This is a genomic window from Thermovenabulum gondwanense (assembly GCF_001601575.1).
Taxonomy (GTDB): Bacteria; Bacillota; Thermosediminibacteria; order Thermosediminibacterales; family Thermosediminibacteraceae; genus Thermovenabulum; species Thermovenabulum gondwanense.
On sequence record NZ_LOHZ01000022.1, the window covers coordinates 1 to 12,214 of the forward strand.

Consider the following 12,214-nt stretch of genomic DNA (forward strand, 5'->3'; position numbering starts at 1 on the left):
TCTCCCGCGGTTATTTTTGCTACGTTTATGGGCGAAAAGCAGTCTACGTCTTTTTGGGGGTCTATGTGGTATTTTATCTGGTCTTCAGATAGGTGGGAGGGCAGCGGCCTCATTATGAGTATGCCGTGAGTGTCGGGGTCGCTGTTCAGTTCCTTTATTTTGTTTATTAGTTCCGTTTGTGTTATTTTTTCGGGAAGCTGAATTACGCTTCCTTTAATTCCTATTTCTTCGCACTTTTTGAGGGCACCTTTTATGTAAGCTACGGAGTCGGGTTTTTCTCCCGCTATTATTATTTTTAATGAGGGCATATGGCCTTTTTGTTGTAGCTGTTTCACTTCTTCTGTTAGCTGCTGTTTTAAGGCTTCGGCTACTTCTTTGCCGGATAGTATTTTTGCCATTTTTTCCGCCTCCTTATTTTTGGATTATTAGTTTTTGCAGAACTATACGGTAGGTTTCTTCGGCTATGGCTTCTGCCATGACGCTTATTTTTTCTATGTGTTCTGTGGTTTTTTCTTTAAATTCAACGTCTTCTATGCCGCCCAAGTTTATGTATACGTTGAGTTTTCCGCTTAATACAGCGGATTTTAAAAGGAGCGCTCCCACTCCCGCATCGCTTATTGCAAGTTTGTTGCCTATGTCGGCAAGCCTCCTTTGAAGTTTGAGGGCTTCCAAGGAGTATTCCATTATTTTAACGGGAACCTGGCAGGCTTCTTTTAGTGCTTTTTCTAAGGCCTGCCGTTTTTTTTCTTTTTCTTCTTCGGTGTTTTTGGGCATTTTGTAGGCGGCGGCTACGCTGCTGAATACTTTTGCGTCTTCGTCTATGAGCAAAAGGAGTTTTTCCTGCAGTTCCTGGGTTTTTTGTAATATTTGTTTTACTTCGGATTCTACGTCTTTGTATTTTTCTTTCCCCACCGTCAGGTTTGCTACCATGCTGCCCAGGGCATTACCGAGGGCGCCGGCTAATGCAGCGGCGCCCCCTCCCCCTGGTACGGGCTCCTTTGACGAGAGAGCTTCGGTAAATTGTCTTACAGTTTTTTCTATATACATCGGCATCCCCCTATCCCGTTTTCTACTTTAGAAAAGCCCGGAAATCCTTCCGTTTTCGTCCACATCTATATTCTCCGCAGCCGGCCTCCTGGGCAGCCCGGGCATCGTCATTATCTCTCCTGTCAGTACAACTACAAAACCTGCCCCCGCCGATACTTTTACGTTCCTTACGGTTATCCTGAAACCGGTGGGCCTTCCCAGAAGCGCCGGATTATCACTTAAGGAATACTGGGTCTTGGCCATGCATACCGGTAGATTGCCGAACCCCAGCTTCTCCAAGTTCTCTATGTCCTTTTGCGCAGCCGGAGTGTAATCCACTCCATCGGCCCCGTATATTTGTTTTGCAATCGTCTCTATCTTTTCTTTTATGGATAGTTCGAGGGGATATAAGGGAGCGTATCCGTTTTCGCCTTCCTCTATCAGCCTCAATACTTCATTGGCAAGGTCTACTCCGCCTTCTCCGCCCTTTGCCCATACTTCGGATAGCACCACGTTTACCCCCAGGGCTTTGCATTCTTCTTTTAATAAAGTTAACTCTTCTTCTTTATCCGTAGGGAATCTGTTCAATGCAACTACTGCGGGAAGTTTAAATTTCTTCGTTATATTCTCTACATGCTTCAAAAGGTTTTCAATTCCTTTCCTTAAGGCATCCAAGTTTACTTCACTTAACTTATCTTTTGTCACACCGCCGTGATGCTTTAGTGCCCTTATGCTGGCAACTATAACCACCGCATTGGGTTTAAGCCCCGCATACCTTGCTTTTATGTCCAAAAACTTCTCCGCTCCCAAGTCCGCACCGAATCCGGCTTCGGTCACCACGTAGTCGGCAAGTTTAAGCGCAAGCTTGGTAGCCATTACGCTGTTGCACCCGTGGGCTATATTGGCAAAGGGTCCTCCGTGGATGAAAGCCGGCGTGCCTTCCAAGGTCTGAACTAAGTTGGGCATCAGGGCATCCTTTAGAAGGGCTGTCATGGCGCCGTGGGCTTTCAAATCCCCCGCAGTAACGGGTCTTCCGTCGTAGGTGTAAGCTACTATTATCCTTGAGAGCCTTTCTTTTAAGTCCATTAAATCCCTTGAAAGGCAGAACACCGCCATAACTTCCGAGGCTACCGTTATATCAAAGCCATCTTCCCTGGGCATGCCGTTGGCCTTTCCGCCGAGCCCGTCGACTATGAATCTCAGCTGCCTGTCATTCATGTCCATGCAGCGTCTCCACACAATGCGCCGGGGATCAATGCCCAGTTCATTTCCCTGGTAGATATGGTTGTCAATCATTGCAGCAAGCAGGTTGTTTGCTGCTGTTACTGCGTGAATATCCCCGGTAAAATGCAGGTTTATATCTTCCATCGGGACCACCTGGGCATAGCCTCCTCCGGCTGCCCCACCCTTCACTCCGAAAACGGGGCCCAGGGAGGGCTCCCTCAAGCATATCATCGCATTTTTCCCAACTTTTCTAAGGGCATCCCCCAGACCTACAGTAGTGGTGGTTTTACCTTCGCCCGCCGGTGTAGGGTTAATCGCGGTTACAAGAATGAGCTTCCCGTCTTTTTTATCCTCTAACCTTGCAAAGACTTTTTCGTAATGTACCTTTGCTTTGTACTTTCCGTAGTATTCAATTTCGTCTTCCGAGAGGCCAATTTTTGATGCTATATCCTTAATATGCTCCAATTTGGCCTCCTGAGCAATTTCAATATCGCTTTTGTACATTTTTCATACCTCCATTTTTAGTAATTTTTTTGGTAAATATTTTAGAAAAATAATTGACACTGAGTCAATTACTAAATATTAATCTTTTCTAAATATTCCCGTCGTTCTAAAAGATCTTCAAGTTCCGATGTATCGCTTAATCTTACTTTTATCAGCCAACCTTTATCATAGGGTGATTCGTTCACAAGTTCCGGACTCTCTTCCAGTTCCTCGTTTACCGCGATTACTTCCCCGCTCACCGGTGAATAAAGGTCAGATGATACTTTTCCGGATTCAATGGCACCGAAAATACCGTCTTTTTCTACTTTATCGCCTACTTGCGGTAAATCCACGTATAATATCTCTCCCAGCTCCTCCTGAGCATAATCCGTAATGCCTATAGTACCCGTATCGCCTGCCACTTTAATCCAGGTATGTTCCGGATGATATTTAATATCTTCAGGAAAGTGCATGCTAATACCTCCTGATTCTTATTTAAACATTTAGACCAATTTTTTCATCCGTTTTTTCTCGTTTTTTAATATAAGCTATATGATACAGCAAGGGTACAAATATTGCTCCTCCCACTACATTCCCCAGGGTTACGGGAATGATGTTTTTCAATAAAATATCTCCCCAGCCCATATTAAACCCCCCATATTTTGCAAGGGGCAAAAAGAACATATTGGCTACACTATGTTCGTACCCGGATAGTACAAAAAGCATAATTGGAAACCAGCAGGAAAAAATTTTTGAAATTATATCTTGAGATGCGGCAGCCATCAATACTGCCAAAACCACCAGGATATTGCATAAAATCCCTCTTACAAAGGCCTGAGCAATGCTCAAGGAAATTTTGCTTTGAGCAATGGAAAAAGCCATGTTCATGACGTTATCCTTTAATAAACCGCTTTTTGCAATTAAATACGCGAGTATCATGGAACCCGCAAAATTCGAAAAATAAACGGTTATCCAATTTCTGATAAGAGCGTAAAACGTAATTTCTTGCTTTAAAAATGCGAAGGTCATTAGGTTATTTCCGGTAAATAGCTCGGCTCCGCACACCACCACAAGCATGAGACCCACCGGGAATACCATAGCCCCAAAAAACTTCATCAGACCCGCATCGATATTTTTCATCGTCTGCATTATTGTAATACTGCCAAACCCTCCAAATCCTATGTAGATTCCGGCAAATATACCCAAAGCCACCATCTGTTCGATGGAAAGCTGGGCTTTTTTGATGCCGTTAGTCACCGTCAAATTAATGGTTTCCTGAGGTGATAAAAATCTTTTTTCCAATATAGACCCCCTTTCAAAATCTGTTTACATGTATATACATTTATATACTATCACATAATTTTATAATTTGTCAATATTATAAAATTATTATAATTTTATAACATTGCTATTATTCATTATTAAGGCTATTTTTTTATTCCTTACATCAGCAAAAACATGATAAAATTAAAAATCGAATCCTCTTCCCTTCTAATATTTGGTATAATGAATGACTCCTCTTCTGGAGAAATATTGTACTCCTCAATGTAATCCTTTTCCCCTTTGTAATACTCAGAAAATATTTCCATTTTTTCGCCTCCTTAATACACCGCATATTCCCTTACAAATCTGTTAACCGCAATTATGTTCTCGGGTTTTGCATCTTTCAGCGCCATGGGGAGTTTATCAAAATTGAAAATAAACCCTCCGCCCGGGGCTAAAATATCTACCAGTTCTCTGGCTACATTAACGCATTCCTCAGGAGTGCCCGTCCTCAATATGGAAATGGGATAAAGACCAGTTATTATATATTTTTTGCCGAGCTTATTTTTAATTAAAAGAGGATCTCCGTATTCAAACCACATTTTTATTCCCCGAGGAAGTTCTGATAAATAATCCAAATAACGCATCCAATCCTGTTCCAAATAAAGGTCTACTCCCACATTATTTTCCGCAAGTCCTTCTACCAGCTTTTTAAAGGTAGGCCAGAATAGTTTCTCAAAGTCGGAAGTGCGAAGATAGGGAGGCATATGAAGGGGTATGAATGTCCTTTTATAAATTGAAGGTTCCCTCGGAATCCCCGCTTTTATCATTAAGGGAAGCACCGCTTCACACGCTTCTGCAACTTTTTCGGGAATTCTTCTTATATCTCTCACCATCCCGGTAAACCCTCTTATTTGATCGGCTATAAAATCAAAGGGGGCTTCGGTTAATGCGCTCATTCCCTCTATACTCAAACCATATTTTTGAGCGGCTTTTGATGAGAACGTTTTTATTTTTATCGTGGAATTAATATATACCCTGTAAGCCTTTGCAAAAACCAAAGTTTTTTTTTCAGCACTGTCGTTTAATTTCTCATATATTCTTGGAAGGACCTTTTCAATTATAAATTTATAGGGATCCCGGATAAGTTCATCATATTCTTCTGCACGCATAGCACTTACTTCGGGATGCTGAATGAAACCTTCCGAGCCCATAACAAAGTTTTTTGCTCCGAGCAATTTGTACATCAGCGGAAACCTTAAAATTACCGTAGGCACCACATCGCTTTCTAAGTCTTTCGATACCTTATCAATTACTTCTTCCAGTAAATCTAAATTCCACTGGGCTTCTTTTAAATTAAACCCCGAATACTGGATAGCGTAAGTTATGTCCACCTTTGTAGCTACAGGCACCCTTTTGGGTAATTTCCCTTCATAGATGTCCCTAAAAATTTGAGCCCTTTCCTCAATTATTTTTTTTCTTTCATCCATTTATTCGAAGCTCACCTCCTTTAAATTATCATTATTTTTTGAAATTTCGCCGTACAATATGTGTAAAATTTTATAAGATTATTGAATCCTGATGAAATGAATCTTTATCCGTAAATCCAAAATGTTCTACCGTTACCTTTTCTCCTTTTTTAACCACGCAAAAATCTTCATCATAAGGTCCTTTCAAAAGTTTAATCAAAAACCAGATATCTCCTTTTTCCAGCAGTAATTTCAGCGAAGTCATCCTCGCGATTTCTTCAGCCTTTGGAATATATTCCGCTACATTGTATGCCCCCGTATCGATGAGCATTAAATACTTGTAGTTCTTAAGCATAATCTCGAAAATCATTTTAGTTTTTTTTAATCCGTATTTTTTTAAAGCATTTTCAAATTCTTTGCTAATGCTTTTTGAACTCTCTATCCACCCTTTGGTAAGAAAATAAGTTTCTTTCACCCTCTCGTACTTTTCTCCGGGCTTGCTCATGACCATTGAAATACAATCCTCGGTTTTGGGTATTATTAGATTGGCGGTGGAAGCGTGTATCCCCACAAGCCCATTTCCGCAGCAGCCATATGCAAATAGCAGGTTATCGGCATCCTTTACCGAATCTACCGTTTCCTGAAGTTTTTTTCTAAGTTTATTAGGATCCGAATGATATTCGGAATCTATCCAAATTACGGGATAAGTGCAGTTGGTCAATGCATAAGCTAAATTTAATTCATCACTCAGGGTGTGGCAAGCTATTACTACATTATTCAACAATTATTCACCTCCGATATATCTTTATATTGTTTTCTACTTTAATAAAAAAAATTCCTGCAAGTAATCACTTACAGGAATTATATATTTATAAATTCGGCTTTATGCCACTTAAAAATCTAAAAAAGATCGGTTATTTCAAAACCCTGCTCCCTTCCGGGCCCTATGGATATAAAAGCTGCTTTTACCCCGGTTAATTCTTCAATTCTTTCCACATATTTTATCAGGTTATCGGGCAGCTCTTCGATTTTTTTGATTCTTGAAACTCCTTCCTCCCAGCCCGGGAGCTCTTCGTAAACGGGCTCGCATTCGGCAAGTACATTTAAACTTGCCGGGAAGTCGGTGAGGATTTTCCCTTTATACCTGTACCCTACGCATATTTTTACCTTGTTTATTCCTCCCAGCGTATCGAGTTTGGTAATAGCAATATAGGAGAGGCCGTTGACCTTTACCGCATAACGGAGCATAACTATATCCAGCCAGCCGCACCTTCTCGGTCTTCCCGTAGTGGTGCCGTATTCATATCCTTTTTCCCTGATAAAATCACCGGTGGCATCAAATATTTCGGTAGGGAAAGGTCCTTTCCCCACGCGCGTGGTATAGGCTTTAACCACTCCCACAACTTTATCGATAAATGTCGGACCTACGCCTGCACCTATGCACACCCCTCCCGCCACCGGATGAGAGGAGGTTACATAGGGATATGTCCCCAGGTCCACATCGAGTAGGGTCCCCTGGGCGCCTTCGTACAGTATTTTTTTATCGCTTTTAGAAAATTCATATATTATTGACGTGGTGTCGCATACCATTTCTCTAATCTCTTCCCCGGCTTTCAGGTAAAGGTCAATTATCTCTTCTTTGTTTACGCCCTTTTTCCCGTATACTTTCTGAATAATCTCGTTTTTTATTCTCAGGTTCTGTTCCACCTTCTCTTCAAAGTATTCTGGTTCCAGAAGGTCGCATACCCTTATCCCCATTCTTTCGGCTTTGTCCACGTAGGCGGGACCGATACCCCTTCGGGTGGTTCCCAGTTGCAATTCTCCCTTATGTTCCTCTATAACTTCATCTAAAAGTTTATGATAGGGCATTATTAAATGTGCCCTGTCGCTGATTTTAAGTCTGCTTCTCACTTCTATTCCGTAGCTTTCCAGATACCTTATTTCTTCCACCAGAGCAACGGGGTCTATTACCATGCCGTTCCCAATGATGCAGACCTTTCCGGAATGAAGTATTCCCGAAGGAATCAGGTGAAGTTTATATCTTTTATCGTCCACCTCCACCGTATGGCCCGCATTATTCCCTCCCTGATACCGTACCACCATATCAGCGCGGGATGCTAAAAAATCCACTATCCTGCCCTTTCCTTCATCGCCCCACTGGGCTCCTATGACCACTATCCCCGGCATAACATCACCTCGTTATCCTTTTAATATCCTTTTTATTATTTCTCTTGCCACAATAACTCCGGAAACCGAAGCCTGGGCTAAACCCCTTGTAACCCCGGCCCCATCTCCCGCAGCAAAAAGATTTTTTACCTGCGTCTCCAGGGATGAAGAAAGGGCGGGTCTTGATGAATAAAACTTCACTTCTACACCGTAAAGTAGAGTGTGATTGGAGTTTACTCCCGGTACCAATTTGTCCATTGCCTGAAGCATTTCCAAAATGCTTACCAGATGCCTGTAGGGGAATACTAAGCTGAGGTCCCCCGGAGTTGCCTCTTTCAGCGTGGGCTCCACCAGACCCCTTTTTATTCTCTCAGGGGTGGAACGCCTGCCGGACAAAAGGTCTCCCAACCGCTGTACTATAACCCCTCCGCTCAGCATATTGGCAAGGGTAGCGATGTACTTACCGTAGGAGATAGGCTCTTTAAAAGGTTCCGTAAAGGTCTTACTTACCAGTAAAGCAAAATTTGTGTTTGTGGTTTTCCTATCCGCATAGCTGTGCCCGTTGACGGTAATTAATCCACTATTGTTTTCTATGACCACTTCACCGTAAGGATTCATGCAAAAAGTCCTTACCTTGTCATCGAAGGATTTGGAGTAGTATACTAATTTGGATTCGTATACCACATCCGTCAGGGGTTCCATCACCACAGAAGGTACTTCCACCCTTACACCAATATCCACGGGATTTATTTCCATATCCAGTCCAAGTCTGACGGCTTCCCTGGCGAACCATTCAGCACCTTCCCTTCCGGGAACGGTCACGATGTAATCCGCACAGTAATTATCCCCCTTAACCGTCTCCACGCCCACAGCCCTATTTTCTTCCACCAATATCTTTTTTACCGGAGTAGAGGTTAATATTTCTACCCTGCCTTTGAGGTAATCGTACATCTTTTTCAGTATCAGCCAGCATTTTTCCGTACCCAGGTGTTTTACCTTTGCCGGTATTAATCTCAAATCGGCAGTTGCTGCCTTCTGTTGAAGCTCTTTAACCTTATTCTGGTCTGTACCGTGCACAATCTCCGTAGCACCAAAGCTTAAAAATATTCTATCTATATAGCCTATAAGCTCGGATACCTCTTCTTTCGATATATATTCATCCAACCAGCCGCCAAATTCGGTGGTTAGGGTTAACTTTCCATCACTGAAAGCTCCGGCTCCGCCCCATCCATTAACTATGGAACAGGGGTCACAGTGCATACACTTTATCTTTTTTTCCTTTGAGGGGCATGCCCTGTGCTCTATGTCCTTTCCTTTTTCTAAAATCAATACCGATGTATTTGGCGCTTTATCTACAATTTCCAGAGCGGTAAAAATACCCGCAGGTCCAGCCCCGATGATGATTACATCGTAGTTTTTTTTCATCTCGCATCCCCGCCTTATGCTTTTTCTAAAAAACCCTAATAAATATAGCAGAAAAAATTTTTTTAGTCAATTATATATGAATAATTTTATGAATTGTTTCTTAAAATATTCGCATTTTATGTCATCTCATTTTGCCTATATTTTTCCACGCTTACAAACTTAGTATACTGGGATAGCCACAGAAGCTCAACCTTCCCGGTAGGACCGTTTCTCTGTTTTGCTATGATAACCTCTACTATATTCTTTTTATCGGTGTCCGGATTGTAGTAGTTTTCCCTGTACAAAAATGCAACCAGGTCGGAATCCTGCTCCAAGCTCCCCGATTCCCTTAGGTCGCTTAATACCGGACGATGGTCAGCCCGGGCGTCGGGAGCCCTTGAAAGCTGGGATAAAGCAAGCACGGGCACGTTTAATTCCCTGGCCATAGCTTTCAGGGAACGGGAAATTTCCGAAATTTCCTGCTGCCGTGTTTCCGACTGATTTCTGCTGGATATCAGCTGAAGATAGTCAATTACCACGAGCCCCAATCCTTTTTCAGCTTTTAGTCTTCTGGCTTTTGCCCTGATTTCCAGGCTGGTAATTCCGGGAGTATCATCGATGTAAATAGGAGCTTCCGAAAGGGGCCCCATTGCCCTGGCAAGCCTTGGCCAGTCCTCCTCTTCCAATTTCCCGGTTCTTAATTTGTGGCTGTCTACATTGGATTCGGCGCACAGCATTCGCTGAACCACCTGCTCTTTTGACATCTCAAGGCTGAATATGGCTACCGGTATTTTATACCTTATAGCCGCGTTTTGCGCAATATTCAGGGCAAAAGCGGTTTTGCCCATGCTCGGCCTTGCCGCAACTATAATCAGGTCCGACGGCTGCAAACCCGATGTCATAGAGTCCAAATCAGGAAAACCGGTGGGTACCCCCGTTATCCCGCCTTTTGTATGGTAGAGCTTTTCAATTCTTTCAAAGGTGGAAAGGATCAAATCCTTTACGTGGTAAAAATTTTCCACCCTTCTTTTCTGGACTATATTGAATATTTTTCTTTCAGCCTCATCAAGGATTTCTTCCACATCTTCTTTTGGCTCATAGGCAGAAGAAAGAATATGAGAGGCCGTTTCGATGAGTTTCCTTAAAAGAGCTTTTTCCTCAACTATTTTGCAGTACTCAGCTATATTTGAAGGTGTAGGCACTATTTCGGTGAGGGTGGCCAGATAAGTGGCTCCTCCCACATCTTCTAACAACCTTTTATTTCTTAGAGATTCGGTAACGGTAATGAGGTCCACGGGATTTCTGTTTTCGTGAAGCTCTACAATGCATTCAAATAGTTTTCTGTGGGACTCCTTGTAGAAATCCTCGCTCTTTAACCTTTCTACAGCAACATAAATAGCCTCCTTAGAAAGAAGCATGGAGCCGAGGACCGACTGCTCTGCTTCAATATTGTAAGGAGGCACTTTTGAAAGGGCTTTTTCCATATATTATCACCCTTCAATTACGTTAATTTTAAACTTTGCTTCCACTTCCGGATGGATTTTTGCTGTGGCTTCATACACTCCGAGGGTCTTTATTACCTCCTGCAATACGATTTTTCTCTTATCGATATCTATTTTAAACTGTTCTTTCAAGCCCTCAGCAATGTCCTTTGTATTAATAGAACCGTATAATTTGCCCTGTTCACCGGCCTTTACCTTCAATGTTAGGGTGCAATTTTCTATTTTTTTGGCAAGTTCCAGGGCCTCTCTTTTTTCCCTTTCCTTTTTATTCTCCACCGCCTTTTTTTCCTGTTCCAGCTTTGCTATGTTCCCCGAGGAAGCCTCTATGGCTAAATTCCTGGGGAAGAGGAAATTGCGGGCATAACCGTCGGCCACATTAACCACATCGCCTTTTTTGCCCAGGTTTTTAACATCCTGAATTAAAATGACCTTCATTTTTCTCACCCCTATAATATTAAGTTACAATTTTCTAAAATTCATTAATATATCAAACATTCCGGCCCAGGCTACTATTTGCGCAAAGAAAGGATTGAAGAACACCAATAAGACCGCAAGAACTCTTAATGGTTTTGATACATTGTATTTGCCAAAGTAATAGGCAAGAAGGGAAAAGCCTTCTATAAAAAAGGCAAAGTAAAATACCAGCTGCAAATTCATCCCTATGGTTTTTAATATTCCCGCAGGCCAGTAGGGTTCAAGGAAAGTGAGCAATATCCCAATCATGAAAAAAAATACCGTAAAGGACGGAAGCTTCCACTGCCAGAAAGGGGTAAAATCCTTAATCCTGCTTCCTAACTTTGTTATTACAAGTTTTGCCACACTGTAATTTAAAAAGGAGTCTACAATGGAAGCGAGCACAAATACCCCGGGGATTGCCATTGAGAGAAGGTTTACCGCCTGCTTAAAGTTTTGTGTGGTCTGTTCCACCAATTCTTTATTCATGCCCATGGATGTGTAAAATTTCGTTACCTGCTCCACGGATTCTTTCAATGCAGCAATTTCCTCATTTATAGGGTTAATTCCCATTACGTAAAGGGAAATAATAATCAAAACCACCTTGGCTATAAGGGAAGCCACGGTGCCCACCGCCAAGCATTTTTCTGCGGAAAAATCCTTACTTATTGCCCATCCTAAGGCTATCCCTATAAGCCCAAATCCCAAAATTACGGTAAGAGCCTGTAGAGGTCCTTCCAGCATGGCTACGATGATGCCCGATACGACTGTGGCAAGGATGCTTATTTTCAATCCATGCCTTATACCGAGAAGTATTATAGGTACAGGCCAGACAAGGCTTGCAAAGGTCCCCAGAATCGGTATATAAAGCGAAAGCAAGCTTAGAATAATCGTAATTGCTGATAGAAGCGCTCCCTCAACCAGTGCCCTGGTATTGTTTTGCATAAGTTTTCCCCCTTTTTGCTTAAAAAAAGAGAGGGATTACCCCTCTCTTTATTCCGTGGTAAACGGCAGTAAAGCCATGTTTCTGGCTCTTTTGATGGCAACGGTAAGCTGCCTTTGATGTCTTGCACAATTACCTGTAATCCTACGGGGCAAGATTTTTGCTCTTTCGGTTATAAATTTCCTCAATCTTGCCACGTCTTTGTAATCAATATAATCTATTTTATCCACGCAGAAACTGCAGACCTTTTTCTTCTTGTTCTTTTTCGCCTTCACCCTCTA

Annotated in this window: 14 protein-coding genes; all 14 read right to left on the reverse strand. The window is 42.3% G+C overall.

From position 1 onward, the window contains the following. The coding region (locus ATZ99_RS02515) for a tetrahydrofolate dehydrogenase/cyclohydrolase catalytic domain-containing protein (protein ID WP_281178153.1) at nt 1–398 on the reverse strand (398 nt) is incomplete at its 3' end. Between the two features lie 13 nt (nt 399–411). Further along, the gene (locus tag ATZ99_RS02520) at nt 412–1,047 is read right to left on the reverse strand and encodes a cyclodeaminase/cyclohydrolase family protein (RefSeq protein ID WP_068747673.1); all 636 of its coding nucleotides are present in this window, start codon (nt 1,045–1,047) and stop codon (nt 412–414) included. 27 nt (nt 1,048–1,074) lie between these two features. Continuing rightward, a complete protein-coding gene (locus ATZ99_RS02525) occupies nt 1,075–2,754 on the reverse strand; it encodes a formate--tetrahydrofolate ligase (protein WP_068747674.1) in 1,680 nt (559 codons plus the stop codon). 71 nt (nt 2,755–2,825) lie between these two features. Continuing rightward, complete coding sequence (gene gcvH, locus ATZ99_RS02530; RefSeq protein WP_068747675.1) at nt 2,826–3,206, reverse strand: glycine cleavage system protein GcvH; 381 nt, start codon at nt 3,204–3,206, stop codon at nt 2,826–2,828. 22 nt (nt 3,207–3,228) lie between these two features. Beyond that, nucleotides 3,229–4,035 (reverse strand): formate/nitrite transporter family protein, encoded by an 807-nt coding sequence (locus ATZ99_RS02535; protein ID WP_068747676.1) that lies wholly within the window; start codon nt 4,033–4,035, stop codon nt 3,229–3,231. Between the two features lie 140 nt (nt 4,036–4,175). Further along, on the reverse strand, nt 4,176–4,322 hold the full coding sequence (locus tag ATZ99_RS11770) for a hypothetical protein (RefSeq protein WP_157074688.1): 147 nt from the start codon (nt 4,320–4,322) through the stop codon (nt 4,176–4,178). A gap of 12 nt (nt 4,323–4,334) precedes the next feature. After that, the gene (locus tag ATZ99_RS02540) at nt 4,335–5,486 is read right to left on the reverse strand and encodes a uroporphyrinogen decarboxylase/cobalamine-independent methonine synthase family protein (RefSeq protein WP_068747677.1); all 1,152 of its coding nucleotides are present in this window, start codon (nt 5,484–5,486) and stop codon (nt 4,335–4,337) included. 70 nt (nt 5,487–5,556) lie between these two features. Further along, the gene (locus ATZ99_RS02545) at nt 5,557–6,249 is read right to left on the reverse strand and encodes a DUF1638 domain-containing protein (protein WP_068747678.1); all 693 of its coding nucleotides are present in this window, start codon (nt 6,247–6,249) and stop codon (nt 5,557–5,559) included. A 116-nt stretch (nt 6,250–6,365) separates the two neighbouring features. Continuing rightward, entirely contained in the window at nt 6,366–7,652 is a 1,287-nt protein-coding gene (locus ATZ99_RS02550; RefSeq protein ID WP_068747679.1) for an adenylosuccinate synthase, read from the reverse strand. Between the two features lie 12 nt (nt 7,653–7,664). Continuing rightward, nucleotides 7,665–9,056 (reverse strand): NAD(P)/FAD-dependent oxidoreductase, encoded by a 1,392-nt coding sequence (locus tag ATZ99_RS02555; RefSeq protein ID WP_068747680.1) that lies wholly within the window; start codon nt 9,054–9,056, stop codon nt 7,665–7,667. Between the two features lie 116 nt (nt 9,057–9,172). Then, nucleotides 9,173–10,519 (reverse strand): replicative DNA helicase, encoded by a 1,347-nt coding sequence (gene dnaB, locus ATZ99_RS02560; protein WP_068747681.1) that lies wholly within the window; start codon nt 10,517–10,519, stop codon nt 9,173–9,175. A 6-nt stretch (nt 10,520–10,525) separates the two neighbouring features. Continuing rightward, complete coding sequence (gene rplI / locus ATZ99_RS02565) at nt 10,526–10,972, reverse strand: 50S ribosomal protein L9 (RefSeq protein WP_068747682.1); 447 nt, start codon at nt 10,970–10,972, stop codon at nt 10,526–10,528. 24 nt (nt 10,973–10,996) lie between these two features. Continuing rightward, the gene (locus tag ATZ99_RS02570) at nt 10,997–11,935 is read right to left on the reverse strand and encodes a YybS family protein (protein WP_068747683.1); all 939 of its coding nucleotides are present in this window, start codon (nt 11,933–11,935) and stop codon (nt 10,997–10,999) included. 48 nt (nt 11,936–11,983) lie between these two features. Then, the gene (gene rpsR, locus ATZ99_RS02575; protein WP_068747684.1) at nt 11,984–12,208 is read right to left on the reverse strand and encodes a 30S ribosomal protein S18; all 225 of its coding nucleotides are present in this window, start codon (nt 12,206–12,208) and stop codon (nt 11,984–11,986) included. Nucleotides 12,209–12,214: the final 6 nt, after the last annotated feature.

Bases quoted from the DNA above. Each gene is read 5' to 3' on its own strand.
- rplI (WP_068747682.1), bottom strand. From the start codon at position 10,972: ATGAAGGTCATTTTAATTCAGGATGTTAAAAACCTGGGCAAAAAAGGC.
- ATZ99_RS02540 (WP_068747677.1), bottom strand. From the start codon at position 5,486: ATGGATGAAAGAAAAAAAATAATTGAGGAAAGGGCTCAAATTTTTAGG.
- ATZ99_RS02520 (WP_068747673.1), bottom strand. From the start codon at position 1,047: ATGTATATAGAAAAAACTGTAAGACAATTTACCGAAGCTCTCTCGTCA.
- dnaB (WP_068747681.1), bottom strand. From the start codon at position 10,519: ATGGAAAAAGCCCTTTCAAAAGTGCCTCCTTACAATATTGAAGCAGAG.
- ATZ99_RS02570 (WP_068747683.1), bottom strand. From the start codon at position 11,935: ATGCAAAACAATACCAGGGCACTGGTTGAGGGAGCGCTTCTATCAGCA.
- ATZ99_RS02525 (WP_068747674.1), bottom strand. From the start codon at position 2,754: ATGTACAAAAGCGATATTGAAATTGCTCAGGAGGCCAAATTGGAGCAT.
- gcvH (WP_068747675.1), bottom strand. From the start codon at position 3,206: ATGCACTTTCCTGAAGATATTAAATATCATCCGGAACATACCTGGATT.
- ATZ99_RS02550 (WP_068747679.1), bottom strand. From the start codon at position 7,652: ATGCCGGGGATAGTGGTCATAGGAGCCCAGTGGGGCGATGAAGGAAAG.
- ATZ99_RS11770 (WP_157074688.1), bottom strand. From the start codon at position 4,322: ATGGAAATATTTTCTGAGTATTACAAAGGGGAAAAGGATTACATTGAG.
- ATZ99_RS02555 (WP_068747680.1), bottom strand. From the start codon at position 9,056: ATGAAAAAAAACTACGATGTAATCATCATCGGGGCTGGACCTGCGGGT.